General features: G+C 57.3%; 20 protein-coding genes. 3 read left to right on the top strand and 17 right to left on the bottom strand.

Features of this window, described 5'->3' with window-relative positions:
* Nucleotide 1 precedes the first annotated feature (1 nt).
* The 15 genes from phnO to ACNQ0W_RS21280 form a co-directional block, all read right to left on the bottom strand.
* The gene (gene phnO, locus ACNQ0W_RS21350) at nucleotides 2–436 is read right to left on the bottom strand and encodes an aminoalkylphosphonate N-acetyltransferase (RefSeq protein WP_015570217.1); all 435 of its coding nucleotides are present in this window, start codon (nucleotides 434–436) and stop codon (nucleotides 2–4) included.
* Nucleotides 429–980, bottom strand: coding sequence for a ribose 1,5-bisphosphokinase (gene phnN / locus ACNQ0W_RS21345; RefSeq protein ID WP_026080559.1), 552 nt, complete (start codon nucleotides 978–980; stop codon nucleotides 429–431). The genes phnO and phnN overlap by 8 nt, the downstream gene beginning before the upstream one ends.
* Nucleotides 977–2,113, bottom strand: coding sequence for an alpha-D-ribose 1-methylphosphonate 5-triphosphate diphosphatase (gene phnM, locus ACNQ0W_RS21340; RefSeq protein ID WP_062933796.1), 1,137 nt, complete (start codon nucleotides 2,111–2,113; stop codon nucleotides 977–979). Before phnM ends, phnN begins: the two co-directional genes overlap by 4 nt.
* Nucleotides 2,110–2,790 carry a phosphonate C-P lyase system protein PhnL gene (gene phnL / locus ACNQ0W_RS21335; RefSeq protein WP_062933797.1) on the bottom strand — a complete coding sequence of 227 codons (681 nt, stop codon included), beginning with the start codon at nucleotides 2,788–2,790 and terminating at the stop codon, nucleotides 2,110–2,112. Before phnL ends, phnM begins: the two co-directional genes overlap by 4 nt.
* Nucleotides 2,791–2,899: 109 nt before the next feature.
* On the bottom strand, nucleotides 2,900–3,655 hold the full coding sequence (gene phnK, locus ACNQ0W_RS21330) for a phosphonate C-P lyase system protein PhnK (RefSeq protein WP_003860225.1): 756 nt from the start codon (nucleotides 3,653–3,655) through the stop codon (nucleotides 2,900–2,902).
* Complete coding sequence (gene phnJ / locus ACNQ0W_RS21325; protein ID WP_006810438.1) at nucleotides 3,652–4,497, bottom strand: alpha-D-ribose 1-methylphosphonate 5-phosphate C-P-lyase PhnJ; 846 nt, start codon at nucleotides 4,495–4,497, stop codon at nucleotides 3,652–3,654. Before phnJ ends, phnK begins: the two co-directional genes overlap by 4 nt.
* Nucleotides 4,490–5,554, bottom strand: coding sequence for a carbon-phosphorus lyase complex subunit PhnI (locus ACNQ0W_RS21320; RefSeq protein WP_015570222.1), 1,065 nt, complete (start codon nucleotides 5,552–5,554; stop codon nucleotides 4,490–4,492). The genes phnJ and ACNQ0W_RS21320 overlap by 8 nt, the downstream gene beginning before the upstream one ends.
* A complete protein-coding gene (gene phnH, locus ACNQ0W_RS21315) occupies nucleotides 5,554–6,138 on the bottom strand; it encodes a phosphonate C-P lyase system protein PhnH (RefSeq protein WP_003860219.1) in 585 nt (194 codons plus the stop codon). Before phnH ends, ACNQ0W_RS21320 begins: the two co-directional genes overlap by 1 nt.
* On the bottom strand, nucleotides 6,135–6,587 hold the full coding sequence (phnG, locus tag ACNQ0W_RS21310; RefSeq protein WP_062933799.1) for a phosphonate C-P lyase system protein PhnG: 453 nt from the start codon (nucleotides 6,585–6,587) through the stop codon (nucleotides 6,135–6,137). Before phnG ends, phnH begins: the two co-directional genes overlap by 4 nt.
* A complete protein-coding gene (gene phnF / locus ACNQ0W_RS21305) occupies nucleotides 6,588–7,313 on the bottom strand; it encodes a phosphonate metabolism transcriptional regulator PhnF (RefSeq protein ID WP_062933800.1) in 726 nt (241 codons plus the stop codon).
* 20 nt (nucleotides 7,314–7,333) lie between these two features.
* A complete protein-coding gene (phnE, locus tag ACNQ0W_RS21300; protein WP_062939415.1) occupies nucleotides 7,334–8,113 on the bottom strand; it encodes a phosphonate ABC transporter, permease protein PhnE in 780 nt (259 codons plus the stop codon).
* Between the two features lie 117 nt (nucleotides 8,114–8,230).
* Nucleotides 8,231–9,247, bottom strand: coding sequence for a phosphonate ABC transporter substrate-binding protein (phnD, locus tag ACNQ0W_RS21295; protein WP_032104778.1), 1,017 nt, complete (start codon nucleotides 9,245–9,247; stop codon nucleotides 8,231–8,233).
* A 23-nt stretch (nucleotides 9,248–9,270) separates the two neighbouring features.
* Complete coding sequence (gene phnC / locus ACNQ0W_RS21290) at nucleotides 9,271–10,059, bottom strand: phosphonate ABC transporter ATP-binding protein (protein WP_417933253.1); 789 nt, start codon at nucleotides 10,057–10,059, stop codon at nucleotides 9,271–9,273.
* A 136-nt stretch (nucleotides 10,060–10,195) separates the two neighbouring features.
* Entirely contained in the window at nucleotides 10,196–10,633 is a 438-nt protein-coding gene (gene yjdN, locus ACNQ0W_RS21285) for a VOC family metalloprotein YjdN (protein WP_032104775.1), read from the bottom strand.
* A gap of 80 nt (nucleotides 10,634–10,713) precedes the next feature.
* The gene (locus ACNQ0W_RS21280; RefSeq protein ID WP_003860206.1) at nucleotides 10,714–11,049 is read right to left on the bottom strand and encodes a zinc ribbon domain-containing protein YjdM; all 336 of its coding nucleotides are present in this window, start codon (nucleotides 11,047–11,049) and stop codon (nucleotides 10,714–10,716) included.
* A 591-nt stretch (nucleotides 11,050–11,640) separates the two neighbouring features.
* Between ACNQ0W_RS21280 and crfC the strand changes: the two genes are divergently transcribed.
* Both crfC and ACNQ0W_RS21270 read left to right on the top strand, forming a co-directional pair.
* Nucleotides 11,641–13,995: a clamp-binding protein CrfC gene (gene crfC / locus ACNQ0W_RS21275; RefSeq protein WP_062933804.1), complete on the top strand. Its 2,355-nt coding sequence runs from the start codon at nucleotides 11,641–11,643 to the stop codon at nucleotides 13,993–13,995.
* A complete protein-coding gene (locus ACNQ0W_RS21270) occupies nucleotides 13,992–14,870 on the top strand; it encodes a diguanylate cyclase regulator RdcB family protein (protein ID WP_062933805.1) in 879 nt (292 codons plus the stop codon). Before crfC ends, ACNQ0W_RS21270 begins: the two co-directional genes overlap by 4 nt.
* 33 nt (nucleotides 14,871–14,903) lie before the next feature.
* On the opposite strand, the gene kdgT is transcribed toward ACNQ0W_RS21270, so the two are convergent.
* Nucleotides 14,904–15,896 carry a 2-keto-3-deoxygluconate transporter gene (gene kdgT, locus ACNQ0W_RS21265; RefSeq protein WP_047052262.1) on the bottom strand — a complete coding sequence of 331 codons (993 nt, stop codon included), beginning with the start codon at nucleotides 15,894–15,896 and terminating at the stop codon, nucleotides 14,904–14,906.
* A 645-nt stretch (nucleotides 15,897–16,541) separates the two neighbouring features.
* Here kdgT and proP point away from each other — a divergent pair.
* Nucleotides 16,542–18,044, top strand: coding sequence for a glycine betaine/L-proline transporter ProP (gene proP / locus ACNQ0W_RS21260; RefSeq protein WP_047052264.1), 1,503 nt, complete (start codon nucleotides 16,542–16,544; stop codon nucleotides 18,042–18,044).
* Between the two features lie 32 nt (nucleotides 18,045–18,076).
* Here the strand turns inward: proP and ACNQ0W_RS21255 are convergent, their stop codons facing one another.
* Entirely contained in the window at nucleotides 18,077–19,030 is a 954-nt protein-coding gene (locus ACNQ0W_RS21255; protein WP_047745968.1) for a nickel/cobalt transporter, read from the bottom strand.
* Nucleotides 19,031–19,309 lie beyond the last annotated feature (279 nt).

Genomic DNA, 19,309 nt, shown 5'->3' with positions numbered 1-19,309 from the left:
TCTACAGCGGTTTGGTGAAGCGGAAATGGCTTTGCGTATACCCTTCACGTACATAAAAACGGTGCGCGTCCACGCGCTTCACGCTGGTGGAAAGCTCGGTCAGCTCGGCGCCTGCCTGTCGCGCGACGTCCTCTGCCCAGGCCAGCAGCTGGCTGCCCACTTTTAATCCGCGCGCCTGCGGCATCACCACCAGCTCCTGGATCTCGCCGATCCAGCGGGCGTGATGCAGGTGAAACTGCATATGCAGGCCGATCATACCGATGATCTGCCCGTCCAGCTCGGCCAGCTGGTAGCGCATATTGTGATCCTGCAAGTTGGCCAGATACCCGGCGTGAAACGCCTGATGATCGAACTCGGCCTGCTTAAGTTCGCAGATCAGCGCGTAAACGATCGGCGCATCGTCGGCGGTGGCGGGGCGAAGCTGGCAGTCAGGCATGCTGTTTCTCCTTCTGGCGAATAAGCGATAGAAAGGTCTCGACTGACTGTAGCAAACTTCCGTCGTTATTGAGGAGATGGCAACCCGACGGGGTGTAGCGCGCCGCCCGTTCCAGCCGCTGGTCGATCTCGCGCGCGTTTTCGCGCCCCCGCTTTTGCAGCCGGCTACGCAGAACGTCCGGGGAAACCTGCAAACAGACCGGGAGCAGCGCCGCTTCGTACCGGGCGCGAGCCTGCGGGAGATGCGCCCGCGAGCCGTTAACCAGCACGTCGAACCCCGCATGCAGCCAGAGGTCAATCTCAATGCCGACGCCATAGTAGTAACCGTTGGCATGCCAGCTCAGCGCCAGCAGGTTTTGTCCGGCGCGGGTAAAAAACTCCTGTTCGCTCAGGGCGATATGGTTCTCGCTTCCGGCGTTGGCATCGCGCGTGATATAGCGGTGCGCCACCAGCAGCTGTGAATGTTCCCGCTGCCGTAACGCCGACAGCAGGCTGTCCTTCCCGGAGCCGGACGGGCCCATTAACCAGATGAGTCTTCCCATCAGAACACCCTCTTTCCCTGACGCCAGACGTGGTCGATATGCACGTGCTCGCCCTTACGGTGGGCGAGCACCAGATCGGCCCGTTTCCCTTCGGCAATTTCACCGCGATCGTGAAGATTAAGCGCGCTGGCCGGGTTTTTCGTCACCAGGCGAATCGCCTGCGGCAGCGTGAAGCTGTTGCTCTCGTCGTCCGCGACGCGGAAGGCCGCGTCCAGCAGGCTGGCGGGGTAATAGTCAGAGGAGAGGATATCCAGAAGGCCGAGAAAGGCGAGCTTACTTGCCGCCACGTTGCCGGAATGCGACCCGCCGCGCACGATGTTCGGCGCGCCCATCAGGACGTTCATGCCGTGCTGGCGCGACGCCTCTGCCGCTTCAAACGTGGTGGGAAATTCAGCTATCACGCTGCCAAGCTGGTGGGATTCGCGCACGTGATCGTGCGTGGCGTCGTCATGGCTGGCCAGGGCAATATTACGATCCCGGCACATGGCGGCAATGGAGAGGCGATTCGGCTGCGACCACTGGGCCGCAAGCTGGAGCTGCTCTTCTTCGTAGCGCGCCATCTCGGCATCGTTGAGCGCGTATTTGCCCTGATAATATTCGCGATACTTTTCAATGTTGGCGAACTGGCGCTGCCCCGGCGAGTGATCCATCAGGGAAACCAGCGAGACCGGCTCGCGGCCCACCAGCTTCTCAAACAGCGGCAGGGTGGTGTGGTGCGGCAGCTCGCAGCGCAGGTGCAGGCGGTGCTCGGCGCGGTTGAGGCCGCGCTTTTGCGTCTCCTCCACAGCGTTGATCATCTTCTCCAGGTTCTCCAGCCGATCGCCGCCGTCGCGTACGTCGCCGATCGCCACCGCGTCCAGCACGGTGGTGATGCCGCTGGCGACCATCAGCGCGTCGTGGCTGCTCATCGCTGAATGGGCAGGCCAGTCCACCTTCGGGCGCGGGGTGAAGAATTTATCGAGATTATCGGTATGCAGCTCAATCAGCCCCGGCAGCAGCCAGCCGCCTTCGCCGTCCATCGCGTCCGGTGAGCGGCTCCGGGTTTCGGCAAACGCGCGGATGACACCGTCCCGCACCTCAACCGAGCCGTTCACGACCTCATTTTCCAGCACCAGCCTGACGTTATTGATAATCATACGTTTGTCCCCATCGGGTGCAGTCTGTCCGCCACGCGATGGCGTACGGCGTCGTCGTGGAAGATCCCGACGATCGCCGCGCCGTGCGCTTTGGCCTGTTCGATCAGTTCCATCACCGCTGCGCTGTTCTTACTGTCGAGCGAGGCGGTGGGTTCATCCAGGAGTAAAATCGGGTAATCGACGATAAAGCCGCGGGCGATGTTGACGCGCTGCTGCTCGCCGCCGGAAAAGGTCGACGGGGCGAGGTGCCACAGACGCTCCGGTACGTTGAGGCGCGTCAGCAGGCTGGCGGCTTTAGCGGCGCAGGTTTCGCGCGGTACGCCGAGATCCAGCAGGGGTTGCATGACCACGTCCAGGGCGGAGATCCGCGGGATCACACGCAGGAACTGGCTGACCCAGCCGATCGTCGAGCGGCGTACTTCCAGCACCTTGCGCGCCGGGGCCTGGACCAGATCGACCCATTCATTGTTATGGCGAATATGGATATGGCCTTCGTCCGGCAGGTAGTTGGCATACAGGGAGCGCAGCAGGGTGGATTTTCCGCTGCCGGAATGGCCATGCAGCACCACGCATTCGCCATTGCTGACCTCTAACGAGGCATTTTGCAGTACCGGCAGGCGGACGCCGTTTTGCTGGTGGAGCACAAAGGTTTTACTTACGTTTTGTACGTGGATCATGTTGGCCTCGCGATTCGTTTTGCCGGGTGGCGGCTTCGCCTTACCCGGCCTACGGGTGCGGTGTTCGTTTTGCCGGGTGGTGGCTTCGCCTTACCCGGCAACCGCGCCCTCAGTTCTGCAATACGGACGACACCAGCAGCTGGGTGTACGGATGATGCGGATCGTCGAGCACCCGGTCGGTCAGCCCACTTTCCACCACCTGACCCTGCTTCATCACCAGCAGACGGTCCGCCAGCAGGCGCGCAACGCCTAAATCATGGGTGACAATCACCACCGCCAGGTTCAGCTCCACCACCAGGCCGCGCAGCAGGTCCAGCAGGCGCGCCTGCACGGAGACGTCCAGCCCGCCGGTCGGTTCATCCATAAACACCAGCTTCGGATGGGTGACGAGATTGCGGGCAATCTGTAAACGCTGCTGCATGCCGCCGGAGAAGGTGGTCGGCAGGTCGTCGATGCGCGAGGCGGGGATTTCAACTTCTTCCAGCCAGTGCTGCGCCGTGGCGCGGATATTGCCGTAGTGGCGCGCGCCGGTGGCCATCAGCCGTTCGCCGATGTTGCCCCCCGCCGACACCTGGCGGCGCAGGCCATCCATCGGGTGTTGATGCACCACGCCCCACTCGGTGCGCAGCAGGCGGCGGCGCTCGGCTTCGCTCATGCCATACAGCGACACGCCCTCATACAAAATGTCGCCGTTCTGCGGCGTCAGGCGCGCGGAGATGGACTTCAGCAGGGTGGTTTTACCGGAGCCGGACTCGCCGACAATGCCCAGCACTTCGCCCGGCCACAGCTCAAACGACACGTCGCTAAAGCCTTTGCCCGGCGCATAAAGGTGAGTCAGGTTATTAACCGAAAGCAGCGGTTTCATTGGCTGTTCGCCTCGCTCTGTTGGCGGCAGTAATCGGTGTCGGAGCAGACAAACATCCGTTTGCCCGTGTCGTCCAGCACCACTTCATCCAGATAGCTATGCTTCGAACCGCAGATGGCGCACGGCTCGTCCCACTCCTGCACCGTAAACGGGTGATCGTCAAAATCCAGGCTCTCCACACGGGTGTACGGCGGCACGGCGTAGATGCGTTTTTCCCGTCCGGCGCCAAAAAGTTGCAGGGCGGGCATCATGTCCATCTTCGGATTATCAAATTTCGGGATCGGCGACGGGTCCATCACGTAGCGCCCGTTCACCTTCACCGGGTAGGCGTAGGTGGTGGCGATATGGCCGAAGCGGGCGATGTCCTCATACAGTTTGACCTGCATGATCCCGTACTCTTCCAGGGCGTGCATGGTGCGGGTTTCGGTTTCCCGCGGCTCGATAAAACGCAGCGGCTCCGGGATCGGCACCTGGAAAATCAAAATCTGATCTTCAGTCAGCGGGGTCTCCGGAATGCGGTGACGGGTCTGGATCAGCGTCGCGTCTTCGGTTTTTTCGGTGGTGTTGACGCCCGTTACGCGCTTAAAGAAGTTGCGGATCGACACGGCGTTGGTGGTGTCGTCTGCCCCCTGGTCGATGACCTTCAGCACGTCCGCTTCGCCAATCACGCTGGCGGTGATCTGAATACCGCCGGTGCCCCAGCCGTAGGGCATTGGCATTTCGCGGCCGCCGAATGGCACCTGGTAGCCGGGGATCGCCACTGCCTTAAGGATGGCGCGGCGGATCATGCGTTTAGTTTGTTCGTCCAGATAGGCAAAGTTGTAGCCGCTTAAGTTAGCCATTGGCGCGCTCCCGTTGCAGGCGTTTCAGCAGTTCCAGTTCGGCCTGGAAATCGACGTAGTGCGGCAGCTTGAGGTGCGAGACAAAGCCGGCGGCCTCAACGTTATCCGCGTGGGCCAGCACGAACTCTTCGTCCTGTGCCGGGCCTGCAATATGCTCGCCGTAGTCCGGGGCCTGGAGCGCACGGTCAACCAGCGCCATCGCCATCGCCTTGCGCTCGCTCAGGCCATACACCAGCCCGTAGCCGCGGGTAAAGTGCGGATCTTCATTCTCTGGCGCGACAAAACCGTTGACCATTTCGCACTCGGTCATCAGCAGTTCGCCGATGTTCACCGCAAAACCCAGCTCTTCCGGCACGATTTCAATGTCGATATAGCCGCTGCGGATCTCTGCCGCGAAGGGGTGGTTGCGCCCATAGCCGCGCTGCGTGGAGTAGGCCAGCGCCAGCAGATACCCTTCATCGCCGCGCATCAGCTGTTGCAGGCGGGACGAGCGTGAACAGGGATAGACCGGCGGCGTGCGGGTGATGTCATCCGGTGTGCTGCCGGTGTCCTCTTCCGCCTTCGCCAGCCCCTGGTTTGCCAGCAGGCTAAAGACGTGCGGGGAGGCGTCTTGTTCAGCGTCAGAGACGCTGAGCTGCGGTGTTTCACCGTTCGCCAGCAGAGTGAAGTCCAGCAGGCGATGGGTGTAGTCGTAGGTCGGACCAAGCAGCTGGCCGCCAGGAATATCTTTGTACACCGCAGAAATACGGCGCTCTAATCGCATTTCCGCCGTATTCACCGGCTCGCTAACCGCCAGCTTCGCAAGCGTAGTGCGGTAAGCGCGCAGCAGGAAGATGGCTTCCACGTTATCGCCGCTGGCCTGTTTCAGCGCCAGCGCCGCCAGTTCGCGGTCCGCGATGCCGCCTTCGGTCATCACGCGGTCGACGGCCAGGTTTAGCTGCTGTTCAATCTGGGCGACGCTCAGCTCGGGAAGGGCGTCATCTCCCCGGCGTCTGTGCGCCTGCAAGGCATGGGCGGCAGCGATCGCCTTCTCGCCCCCTTTGACGGCAACGTACATCAGCACACCTCCACGTGAGTGGTTCGCGGGATCGCCAGCAGGCGCTCGCCGCAGGTCAGGATCAGGTCGATACCGAGCGGGAACGGATGCGGGCGCTCGGTCAGCTCATGAATGATGCACTCCGGCAACTGGGGGGCGACCATCCGCTCGTCGGCGATCCCTGCACCCGTCAGGCGCAGCATGCGGCCACCGCTCAGGCTGGAGACCTGCAAAATCAGCGTAGCGCTGGTTTCCGGTGCGACGGCGCTGCCTTCGCTCAGGGCGTTAAGTTGTTCGTGGCTGATTTGCTCGTCGGCCACGGCGAAGACCGCCTGCTGGGGCTGCTCGACCAGCGGCGCATTGGTGTGAAAGCGCAGGTTCTGGCTGGCGATATCGTTCAGCAATGCGCCTGACAGCCATACCGGGGTGTCGTTGTCCGCCAGGGTCAGCAGCACGCTGGTCGAGGCGAGGTTCAGCGGCAGCCAGCCCTGGGAGAGCTGGTGCAGCGAGACAATGACGCCCGGTTCGCTCATGGCTTTCAGCAGGCGACGGAAACTCTGTTGGGCATCCTGGACGGCGAGGGTAAAAGCAGGTTGAAGCGTCATGCGTTGTCTCCGCGAACGAGCGTAAAGAAGTCGACCCGGCTGGTATTTACTTCGGCCTGACGCGCGGCAAGGCGTGCGGCGCGGTCAGCTTCCAGCGGGGCAATCAGGGTTTCCATTAACGTCTGAAAATGCGGCTGTTCCTGTAAAAGCGCGTCGATTGCTGCGCAGTGCTCGGCGTGCGTTTTGTCGCGCCCAAGTACGTAGCCGTAGCCCAGCGTGCCGCTTTTCAGGCGGATCACCGCGCGGGTGAGGGTGGCATCGCCGGCGAAGAAGCGCTCGCCGGTGCCGCCCATGCGTGCCTGGATCTGCACCAGGCCTATCTCCGGCGCGCGGATCGTGTCGTAGTCCGGCGTCAGGCCGAGCGCGCTCATGCGGGCAGCCAGCGCATCAGGCTGGCTGTGGGCCAGCACGCGCATCCAGCGCTGACGAGTGGAGGTGTCGAAGTGCATTCAGTGCTCCATGGTAAATTCAATCATGTCGGCGCGGGTCAGGCTGACGGAGTATTCCGTTGCGTTGACGTCGCCGTCACGGTGGTTGAGGGTGCGCACGCAGAGCAGCGGGGCCATGTTGGGGATCTCCAGCACCTTGCTCTCTTTCGCCTGCGCGCGGCGAGCGCTGATGCGCGTCTGGGTGCGTTTGAGCGCGATACCCGTCGCCTCCTGAAGAAAATCATGCAGGGAACCGCTGGCGAAATGTTGCAGCACGGGCCAGAGGGTGAGGTCCGCGAAGTAGTGGTCGATCTGACAGACCGCCACGCCATTCACCCGGCGCAACGTGCGCAGGTGAACGACGTTGTCGCCCTCCTGAATCCCCAGCGCGTCCGCCACGTGGCGGGAGGCCGGGCGCAGGACAGACAGCAGCTTTTCGCTGGTGGGGTGGCTACCCTGATCGAGCAGGTTCTGGCTAAAACGCGCCTGGGCATTGAGCGGGTAGTCGAACGGACGCATCAGCACCAGCACGCCGACGCCCTGACGGCGCTGGACCCAGCCGCGCTCCACCAGTTGATCGATGGCGCGACGCAGGGTGTGGCGATTCACTTCGTAGCGGTCGGCAAGCTGCTGCTCGGCGGGCAGGTAGTCTCCGCAGCGGTAGTGCGTGCGCAGCTCCACTTCGAGCTTTGCCGCAATCTCTTGCCAGCGGGTGGGGTAACTGGTCGGATGTCTGGATAAGTGCATACAAATCAAAGCCTCGCTTCTCAGATGAAGTGCTTACGCAAACGTTGAGAGAGGAAATCCAGCAGGCTGACGGTGACGATGATGAGCACCATCAGGGCGCAGGTTTGCTGGAACTGGAAACCACGAATCGCTTCCCACAGGGTGACGCCAATGCCGCCTGCGCCCACCATGCCGACCACGGTGGCGGAGCGAACGTTGGACTCGAAGCGGTACAGGGAGTAGGAGATGAGCAGCGGCATCACCTGCGGCAGGACGCCGTACAGGATCTCTTCGATTTTATTGGCGCCCGTTGCGCGGATGCCTTCCACCGGGCCGGGCTCGATGGCTTCGACCGCTTCGGAGAGCAGCTTGGAGAGCACGCCGGTGGTGTGGATGAACAGCGCCATCACGCCCGCGAACGGACCCAGGCCGACGGCGACCACGAACAGCATCGCAAAGACCATTTCGTTGATGGCGCGACAGGCGTCCATCAGGCGACGCATCGGCTGGTAAACCCACCACGGCACGATGTTTTCGGCGCTCATCAGGCCAAACGGAATGGAGAGAACGACGGCAAGGGCGGTGCCCCAGACGGCAATTTGCAGGGTGATCGCCATTTCACCGAGGTAGTCCTGCCACTGGCTGAAGTCCGGCGGGAAGAAGTCGGCGGCGAAGGTCGCCATGTTGCCCGAGTCCCTGAAGAGCAGCAGCGGATCCATCTCCGCGCCCTTCCAGGAGATAACGAGCACCGCCAGCAGAACGGCCCAGCTTATGAGCGAGAACCAGCTGCGCTTTGGCGGCGGGAGGGTGATGGTTTGCATGTTGGCTCCTTTGGGTTTAGTCCCCTCTCCCTTGAGGGAGAGGGTTAGGGTGAGGGGGAAATGTACGTGCTGATGCCCTCACCCCGGCCCTCTCCCACAGGGAGAGGGAGAAAAACGTTACTGCACCGCTTTATTCACGCTGGTCATGGCACCGAGCGCGGCGGTCAGGCGGTCGAGATCGTCCAGCTGCGCCTGAATTTCCGACACTTTGCTGGTCTTCTCTTCTTCCTTCAGACCTTTGTTGTCCTTCACGCCCTGCATCTGCTTGAACAGCGCCAGCTGGCGAATCGGCACCAGCTGCAAATCGCTGGACGCGCGGAACGGTGCCCAGCCCAGACGCGCCAGAACCGCTTTCTCTTCCGGCGTTTTGCCGTAGTTCATAAAGAAGTCGTAGACCTTGTCCTTGGTATTCTCAGAGAGGTTTTTGCGCCACACGATCGGGTCGCCCGGGATCAGCGGTGATTTCCAGATAACCTTGATTTCCTTCAGCTTGTCCGGCGCGGAGGTCTTCAGCTTGTCGAGGTTTTCAGTGTTGTTGGTGGCGACGTCAACCTGCTTATTCGCCACGGCCAGGGCGTTGGTTTCGTGGCTGGCGTTGACCGTGCGCTTAAAGTCGCTGGCGGAGACGTTGTTTTTCGCGAAGACGTAGTAGCCAGGGACGAGGAAGCCGGAAGTGGAGTTCGGGTCGCCGTTACCAAAGGTCAGCTCTTTGCGTTTGGCGAGCATGTCGTTGAGGTTGTTAATCGGGCTGTCTTTGTTAACGATCAGCACGCTCCAGTAGCCCGGGGAGCCGTCTGCCGCAACGGTCTGGGCGAAGACCTGGCCGTTCGCGCGATCTACCGCTTCCATAGCAGAGAGGTTGCCATACCAGGCGATGTCGACTTTGTTAAAGCGCATTCCCTGAATGATGCCCGCGTAGTCCGGGGCGAAGAAGGCGTTCACTTTGATCCCCAGTTTGGTTTCCATATCTTTCAGGAACGGTTCCCACTGCGGCTTCAGGTTTTGCTGTGATTCCGTTGAAATGATGCCAAAGTTCAGCGCTTTTTCCTGTTCCTCTGCGTAAGCAGGGCTTAGCAGGGTGCTGATGCTGAACATGCTGGTGAAGGCCAGCGCGGCAACGGCTTTGTAGTTCATGTCCATTCCTCGTTATGGGGACGTTAAGCAGCCTGCGCGCGCTCTTCGACGCGGTTTACGCTGCGGTAGAGATGATCGAAACGTTCGTTATCAAACTGGTGGCTTGCGCCATCGAAGAACACATGGCCCTGACGCAGGGCGACGATGCGTTCGCAGTAGCGCAGGGCGTAATCCACCTGATGCAGCGTCACCACCACAGTGATGCCGTCGTTCTGATTGATGTCGCGCAGGGTTTCCATCACGATGCGGGCCGATTCCGGGTCCAGCGAGGCGATAGGTTCATCGGCCAGAATGATTTTGGCTTTCTGCATCAGGGCGCGGGCGATGGCGACGCGCTGCTGCTGTCCGCCGGAGAGCGTGGAGACGCACTGGTGGGCGAAATGCGCCATGCCGACGCGGGTCAGCGCCTGTAGGGCTTCTTGCTTCTGGGATGGGGAGAACCAGCGCAGGCAGGTGCGCCAGAACGGGGTGCTGCTGAGCGCGCCAATCAGCACGTTCTCGAGCACGGTCAGGCGGTTCACCAGGTTGAACTGCTGAAAGATATAGCCCGTCTGGGCGCGGCTTTTGCGAATATCGCTCGCCAGACGCCCCGCATGTTGCACGGTGTTACCCAGCAGTTCGACGCGGCTTTCCGGCGTTTTGTCACAGGTAATCAGGCCGCTCAAGTGACGAAGAAGGGTGGATTTACCTGAACCAGACGGTCCCAACAGCGCCACCATTTCGCCCTGCTGGACGGTCAGATCAACGGCATGCAGCGCCTTGTTGTGATGGAAGGTTTTGCTCAGTTTCTCGACGCGAATGACAGTTTGCATGTGCCGGGCCTCACGATAAATGTGGCCTCATGCTGGCGCATCAATATGACATTTGGGTTAAGTCTCGGTTGCGGGAATTTGAAGAGTTGAGGGGAGTTTGATGACAGGCGGAGGCAGACTGCCCACCGCCCGAAAATTAGTGCTGCTGCTTAACGACGTTAATCATCCACGGCACGCCGTATTTGTCGGTGACTTTCCCGAATCCGTGCGCCCAGAAAGTCTCCTGCCAGGCCATTTCGACATTGCCGCCATCAGAGAGGTTGTCGAACCAGCGTTTGCCTTCATCCACGTCCTGCGTGTCGAGCACCAGCGTAAATCCGGCGTACTGCGCGCTGCTGCCGGGTGGCAGACCATCGCTCATCATGATATCGCTACCGGCAATGCGGACGTTAGAGTGGGCGATGGCGGTATCCGGGAAGTTCATGCCTGACGGACAGCCTTCTTCACTGTTTTCGTCTTTGGGCATTTCGCCGAAGGTGATTTTGTAGAGGAGCTCTGCGCCGACGGCCTGCTGATAGAAGGCCGTCGCCTCCGCACAGTTGCCGGCGAAAGAGATGTAGGGACTTAACGGCATAATCTTTACCTCACGTAAGAAAAGCCCGTTAAGTGTAGTTCCCGAACGCCCGGTAAGCGAAGCGTCACCGGGCGGGACAATCAGTTCTTTTTCACGAACTCAGATTTCAGTTTCATCGGACCGAAGCCGTCAATTTTGCAGTCGATATTATGATCGCCTTCAACCAGACGGATATTTTTGACTTTAGTGCCGATCTTCAGCATGGAGGAGCTGCCTTTTACCTTCAGATCTTTCACAACGGTAACGCTGTCGCCGTCTGCCAGCAGGTTGCCGTTTGCGTCTTTCACGATCAGCGCATCGCTGTCCTGTGCAGGCTCCGCGTCGTTCCATTCATGGGCGCATTCCGGGCAAACGAACATGCCATTGTCTTCATAGGTGTATTCAGAATTGCATTTCGGGCAGTGTGGAAGTTGCATGTGGGTATCCTCAAAAGTGTTAACACGCTGGAAAACGCCAGCTAAATGACGGCAGTGTGCCGAAAAAGGCAGCGAGTATAACGCAAATCCCCACCTTTGTCGGTGATATTGTTTTATAAAATTAGCGCATAAATGCGCAAGCGATGACACGAACTGTCAGTGAATTAAGGGAAGCGTATGCCCTGAACGGCAGTGATCGTAATCATGCTAAATGTATCGAATATTTTATTACAGCAAATTGCTACGCTGTGCCATTTCGGATAAGGTGAAGGAACAAGCCGTTATTTATCTATCCTCTTCTGACGACATACATCTTTTGGCGTCAGGGAATACCTCTCTTTTTTGGTGGGTAAATAACGATGATATATCCTGATGTTTCCTGAAAATGCGTTTTGTCTATTCACTTTTGGCTTTCTGGCCAGGGGATGTTTTACACGTATTACGAGAGTGGGTTTTAAATTCTCATTATCTTCAGTTAGTTGTATTAAATGAACATGTTTTCCATACGTGATCATATAAGCCTGAAAAGTATAATTAAAACATCGTGGCTTAATAAAAGTAATAAATTTGCGTTAAGGGAAGGCTTTTATCATGCACACACAGACCATATTTGAATTAAGCCAGGAAGCTGAACGTTTGTTACAGCTCGCGCTGAACAATCTTGATTCATTAAAATCTATGCCGATTGCAAAGCTGGATAGCACAACCGCTGCCATGAGCGGCGTTAATAACAACGTTTTGCCATTACATTTTAGCGCACGGGGTGTCGACGCTCAGCAGGCGATGCTGAATAACGAATTACGCAAAATAACCCGCCTCGAAATGGTACTGGCGATTGTGGGTACCATGAAAGCGGGAAAATCGACCACCATTAATGCGATTGTGGGCACGGAGGTGCTGCCGAACCGCAATCGTCCGATGACGGCGCTTCCCACGCTGATCCGCCATACGCCGGGCCAGAAGGAGCCGGTGCTGCATTTTTTGCACGTTTCGCCCATCGATACCCTGATTACCCAGTTGCAGAAAAAACTGTGCGATAAAGATCGCGGCAAGCTGGCGCGGCGTCTGGAAATCGACAAGGACATGAATACGCTGCTGGAGCGCATAGAAAAAGGTGAGGCGTTTGAAAAACATCACCTTGGCGCGGAGCCCATCTTTCATTGTCTGAAAAGCCTGAACGATCTGGTGCGGCTGTCTCAGGCGCTGGGCGTGGAGTTTCCGTTCTCTGAATATGCCGCGATTGAACATATTCCGGTGATTGAGGTGGAGTTTGTGCACCTCGCCGGTCTGGATGCGCACCTGGGGCAACTGACGCTGCTCGACACGCCGGGGCCGAACGAGGCTGGTCAGCCGCACCTGCAAAAAATGCTCAGTGAGCAGCTGGCGCGCGCCTCCGCCGTGCTGGCGGTGATGGACTACACCCAGCTTAAATCCATTTCTGATGCGGAGGTTCGTCAGGCAATTTCGGCCGCCGGGAAATCCGTGCCGCTTTATGCCCTGGTCAATAAATTCGATCAGAAAGATCGTAACAGCGACGATGAAGAGCAGGTGCGGGCGATGATTTCCGGCACGCTGATGAAAGGGAATATTTCTCCGGGGCAAATTTATCCGGTCTCTTCCATGTGGGCCTATCTGGCAAACCGCGCCCGCTATGAGATGAACGTTCATGGGCGCCTTCCCGATCATCAGGATCAGCGTTGGGTACAGGATTTTGCCGAGGCCGCGCTGGGCCGCCGCTGGCGAACGGCCGACCTGGACGATATTGACCATATTCGCCATGCGGCGGATCTGCTGTGGGAGGATTCGCTGTTCGAACAGCCCATCCGCAAACTGATTTACGCGGCTTACGCCAACGCCTCGCTGTTCGCTTTGCGGTCGGCATCGCATAAGCTGCTGAACTATGCGCAAAATGCCAGAGAATACCTGGATTTTCGCCATCAGGGACTGACGGTCGCTTTTGATGAGCTGGAGCTGAATATTGCGCGCCTGGAGGAGGATATGACGATGCTGCGTCAGCGGCAGAGCGTGGTGAGCGATGAGGTCCAGCATGAAGTTGAAGAGGCGCTCAACGCAACGGATGCTTTCCTGCTTCGCCAGAAAGGTGAACTTCACCAGGCGCTGGGCGACATTTTTAGCCGTCCGTCTATTCTTGATTTAGCAGGGCGCGAGCCATCCAGTTTGCGTGCAGACGACGCGGATGCGATCCAGCAGCTGGTGCTTGACGATGAAGGGCAGGCGCAGATTGTCCTGAGCAAGATCCGATCGTCATGCGAGCAGATTATGCTGAATGCGCAGAGCAGAATTGGCCGGGAGCTGGCGTTACGCTTCGATCAGCTGGAGTCTACGCTTGCCCGATCGTTGAATGAGGCGATGCGCCCTATCGAGACGCGAATCAAGGAGCAGCTCAGTCATGCCGGATTTCGGGCGCGGATCAGCTTCCCGGCGTTTCAGGCAAACCAGCTTAATTTCAATACGCGCGGCTTATTTAATGATGCCATTGTGCAGGATACCCCTCCCGCCAGTCAGCCCGCAGGGGCAGGCAGCGTACGTAATACCGTCTCGCGCTGGCTCAATAATCCCGGCTGGGGCTGGGAGGAGTATGTCGTGACGCGCACACGCTATGTCATCGACATCGCTCAGCTTCATGGCAAATTTACGCAACATACCGATCAGTTTTGCGATCAAATTCGTAAAGCTTTGGCCGCGCAGGTCGATGTCTCTGTTACGGCAGGTATGGCAACGTTCTTTGCAGAGTTTTCGTTGTGCCTGACCGGGTTACAGGAAAGCTTGCGTGATAGCCTTGCCGTGCGGCAGCAGAATGAGCATTCAACCCGGGCGCTTAGCCAGTTGTTGAAGCAAAGTATGACCACTGCGGCGTGGATTCAGGAAGATACCCGACTGTTACGCGATGATATTCAAACCTTATTCGCGGCAGAGCAACCATGACAACACAGCTACTGGACGGTCCCGGGCGGACGCTGGAGTGTATTCATCCAAAATTTATGGTCGATTTGGTCCAGGGGGCGGATGCTGCACGTCACTCCCTCCTGGGGCCACAGCAACTGCAATTTCGTGAGCGTTTGACGCAGGAGATCATTACGCAGACCCGGCTGCGACCGTGGGCAATGGCGGGAATGCTCAACGAAAATGCAGCGCTGCGGCTGGGTCTGGCGGAGAAACTGACCGGTATGCTCGACCCCGGACACCTTGCGCTGACCCGTATGTCCGACAGGCTGGTAGCCCTGCGCCAGCAGGTGAATCCACGCCTCCCTCAACCATCCGGATTGTTGCAGCAGTACGAGGAGCTCTCCGCACATTTCAACCAGCGTGCCGCCTATAAAGAGAAAGCGCTCGCGCAGCGCGGCCTTACGGTTCAGGCGGGTGAGCACAGCGAGCAAATTTTTACCCGCTGGCGAGCCGGGCAGTATGACGGCTGGTCGCTGGCTGGCCGCTGCTTTATCGTGCTGGAAGAGTTGCGCTGGGGGGCGTTTGGCGATGCCTGTCGTCTGGCGAATAGCGATGTGGCGGCCATGCTGAAAGATAATCTGCGCAGCATGGCTGCAAACTATCTGGCACAGGGAATTAATGCTTCTCCCACCACCCGACATTTTTACCATCAGTGGCTGACGACGCCCGCTTCTCCCGGTCTGATTGATTATAAAGATATGCTGGGCTGGCTGGGGGACTGGTGTCAGGCGGATAAACATCCGGTGAGCTGGTCAGTGACGCAGAGCTGGCAAACGGTCGCGCTGGGGATGCCGAGACTCTGTTCGGCAAAACGGCTGGTGGATGGCATGGTGGAAGAGATATTTGGTACGTGATTGCCCCCTCTTTGTAAGGAGGGGGCGAAAGGGTTAGTGATGCATTTCTACCGCTTCAGGTTCTGTCCGGGACTCAGGCACATGCCCAAAGCGTCTGGCGTACAGTGCCGTGATGACAGGGACCAGAATTGCCGTCACAATCACGCTGGCGGCAACCAGAGCCGTGGCGGAAGCGGCCACGGGTTCAAAGGCCGGGTTAATCTGGGCGATAATCACCGGGTTGGCTACCGCAGCGCCTGCGGCCGAAGAGGCGGCCACACCCGCGGTTCCATTGCCGCCCCCGATGACGCGGTCAGCAATAATCAGCGGAATACCCGTAATGACGATGACGGCAACACCCAGCACAATACCCAGCAGGCCGGTTTCCAGAATCACATTCAGATTGATGGTATTGCCCAGCGCGAAGCCGAAGAATGGGATCAGTACCGGGGTGGCTTTGCTGAAGAAATCGCGCAGATCGTGATCGAGGTTACCCAGCGCAAAACCAATCAGGAACGGCAGGATCGCCCCGACAAAATGGTGTAGTTCAAAGGAGGCAAGGCCAGCAGAACCCAGAATCAACATGGTCATCAGCGGGCCCGACTCCAGGGACATCAGCACGAACGCGCCCGATTCTTCTTTGGTGCCATATTGATTCATCAGGCTGGCGTAGAGACCGCCGTTGGTCATATCCATTGCTGAGACAATAGCCAGAACGGATAATCCGGCGAAGAAGCCAGTCTGAATTCCATTCTCCGGAATGAACATCGCACAGATCATCGCAACAACCCAGGCGACCGCAATTTTAGTAATGACCAGCGTCCCTGATTTACGTAATACCGTACCTGTTGCACGCAAGTTAATAGATGCGCCGATGCAAAAGAACCAGACTGCCAGAATCGGTACCGTTCCGGTGATCATACCTTTTGTAAAACCGCCAAAATAAGCACCGGTATTCGGGGCCAGCGTATTTAATATCGCGCCAAGTACCAGCGGGACCAGCATCATCCCGCCCGGGATGCGTTCTATAGTTGCTTTAATCTTCATCATTAACCCTCACATCTCGCCCGCGTGGCTGGCGGAAATCTCAAAAAATAGATCAACAAATTCAAATGATTGCCTTTTCTGGGGCCAATCGATTCGTTACTTATGCTGTAAAGCGAAATTCAGGCGTTCAGTATTCCTTCATTTGAAAGCCGCTGAGATATCGTGTTCGGATTTATCATGCGATCTTTGGAATTGTGATTCAATGAAAATAAAACACTGTTTTAGTTATCTTCGTCACATATTGAATGGAAACAGGTTTGCCCACGGTTAATAATTAAATTTTGTGTAAATTCGCTGTGAAGAAATGTGATTACATTTTGTTTGGGCAGGTATAATAACGGGCGTTAAGATCTGTTTGATAAGGGGGTTGAGAATGACCTTATTTATCGTGAATTGACAAAAGCTGAAGGCAACTTACGAACAGGAAAAATATATGTGAAGTTGATCACATATATAAACGCTGGTAGGGTAAAAAGGTCTTTAACTGCCCAGACAGGCGTCACAGGTTCGGTTGTATTGAGGTAAAACGTCAATGTAAGTAAACCTGCTACGCTTGAATAAGGAGATTCGCATGGAGCGGATCTCTGGTTCACAGCTTGCAAAATGCGCTGTGAAACGGACGGGGCTGAGTCTACGAGGAAAGCTATGCTTAGAAGGAAAAAGGTAAAACCCATCACGCTGCGCGATGTCACCATTATTGATGACGCGAAACTGCGCAAAGCGATTACAGCGGCCTCGCTCGGTAATGCGATGGAGTGGTTCGATTTTGGTGTTTACGGCTTTGTGGCCTATGCACTTGGTAAAGTGTTCTTCCCCGGTGCCGATCCCAGCTTGCAGATGATTGCCGCGCTGGGTACGTTCTCCGTTCCCTTCCTGATTCGCCCTCTCGGTGGTCTTTTCTTCGGCATGCTGGGTGATAAATATGGTCGCCAGAAGATCCTGGCGATTACCATTGTCATCATGTCGATAAGTACATTCTGTATCGGCCTTATTCCGTCGTATGCGACTATTGGTATATGGGCGCCGATTCTGTTGTTGATCTGTAAGATGGCGCAGGGCTTCTCCGTTGGCGGCGAATATACCGGCGCATCGATTTTTGTCGCCGAATATTCTCCGGACCGTAAACGCGGCTTTATGGGCAGTTGGCTGGACTTTGGTTCGATTGCCGGATTCGTCATGGGCGCGGGGGTTGTGGTTCTGATCTCAACCGTAGTGGGTGAAGAGAACTTCCTTGACTGGGGCTGGCGTATTCCGTTCTTCCTGGCGCTGCCGCTGGGCATCATTGGGCTTTACCTGCGTCATGCCCTGGAAGAGACGCCTGCGTTCCAGCAGCACGTTGAAAAGCTGGAGCAGGGTGACCGTGAAGGGTTACAGGATGGCCCGAAAGTGTCGTTCAAGGAGATTGCGACTAAACACTGGCGCAGCCTGCTGACCTGTATTGGTCTGGTGATTTCCACCAACGTCACCTATTACATGCTGCTGACCTACATGCCGAGCTACCTGTCGCATAACCTGCACTATTCGGAAGACCACGGTGTGCTGATTATTATCGCCATCATGGTGGGTATGCTGTTTGTGCAGCCGATTATGGGTCTGCTGAGCGACCGCTTTGGCCGTAAGCCATTCATTATTCTCGGCAGCGTCGCCCTGTTCGCACTGGCAATCCCGGCCTTTATTCTGATTAACAGCAATGTGCTGGGGCTGATTTTCGCCGGCCTGCTGATGCTGGCGGTGATCCTCAACTGCTTCATCGGGGTGATGGCTTCTACGCTGCCGGCAATGTTCCCGACGCATATTCGCTACAGTGCTCTGGCGGCAGCCTTTAATATCTCCGTTCTGATTGCGGGCCTGACGCCGACGCTTGCTGCTTCACTGGTGGAGAGCACGCAGAACCTGATGATGCCTGCTTATTATCTGATGGTCATTGCGGTGATCGGCCTGATTACCGGTATTACCATGAAGGAGACGGCAAATCGTCCGCTGAAAGGGGCAACGCCTGCGGCGTCAGATATTCAGGAAGCGAAAGAGATCCTACGTGAGCACTACGATAATGTAGAGCAGAAGATTGAAGATATTGACGCAGAGATTGAGGCGCTCCAGAAAAAACGTTCTCGCCTTGTTGATCAGCATCCACGAATTAACGAGTGATAAAAAACCCGCCGCTGGCGGGTTTTCTTTTATTAGCATCCTGCGGCGATGTAGTCGCCGCCGGCGCTGACGGGGATCACCGTCAGGAAGAGGACCGTCGCGAACAGTATCAGAACAACCCCTCCGGCAATTTTGACCATCGGCATTACCCAGTTCAGGGACGTGCCGCCACCAAACCAGGCGACTGTGCGTTCACGCGCGTAACGTACTGCCAGCGACAGCCCCATAATCGACAGCGCCGTGCCCAGCGACATTGTCATCACAGCAGCAATCCCCCAGCTAATAATGCCGAGCGCATTCGAGAACATCAGGATCATAATTGCCCCGCTGCACGGGCGTGCGCCAATGGCCAGCACCACGCCCAGACGGGTTTTCCAGTCGCTTTTAGCCAGATCCACCCCTACGCCGTGATGGCCGCAGCCACAATGTTCATTATGCTGGTGAAGCGGCTTGATGGCGCTAATCGCCATTTTGCGCGGACGCAGGCTGCTGAGCGCCTGATAAATGATAAATGCACCGAAGGCGGCAATCAGTAGGGCGCTGATTTTCTCGACGTACCAACGGCTGGTGCTGATATCTCCTGACGCGAGGTTCAATCCAACCGCCAGGATAAAGACAAAGACGATCGCGCTGACGCCCTGCATCAGGCTACCGATAAACGGTACGACGCGCGCCGCGAGCTGGCTCTCTTTATTGGTAGTGAGATACGTGGTGACGATGAATTTGCCGTGTCCCGGTCCAACGGCATGGAGGACACCATAAAGAAACGCACCGGTTAACAACCACAGCCCACCGCTGTACTGATGATTATTAAGTTGCAGCAGATACATCACCAGATATCGGTGCAGGGTGATCTGGGTGGCGAGGCACCACTGAATAAAAGCATTCCAGTGCGTATGCAGTGCAAAACCTGCCATAAGTAACGCCAGCACGGTGAGCCCGGCGGTTGGGAGACGCCAGTCACGTTGAAGTCGTTGTGTCGTCATGAGGTTGACCCGCGAGAGAAATATTTGCCGCTAGTATAGTGTTCAAATCGCTGGATCACACCGGGATCGTCAATGGATTGTGGATAAGTCTGTGCGTAAAAAGGTATAAAGCGGGGTTTTGCTGGGGAATACAGCAGTCAGTCATTTTTTTGCAACTTTTCTGTTGCGGTCGCTCGGGAACTCCCTATAATGCGCCTCCATCGACACGGCGGATGTGAATCACTTCACAGACAACCCGGTCGGCTGAAGAGAAAAAATCCTGAAAATCAGGGTTGACTC

The organism is Enterobacter cloacae complex sp. 6730903 (assembly GCF_048283985.1).
Lineage (GTDB): Bacteria > Pseudomonadota > Gammaproteobacteria > Enterobacterales > Enterobacteriaceae > Enterobacter > Enterobacter hormaechei_C.
The sequence above is the reverse complement of the archived record's forward strand: the minus strand, read 5'-3'. Positions and strand labels throughout refer to the sequence as shown.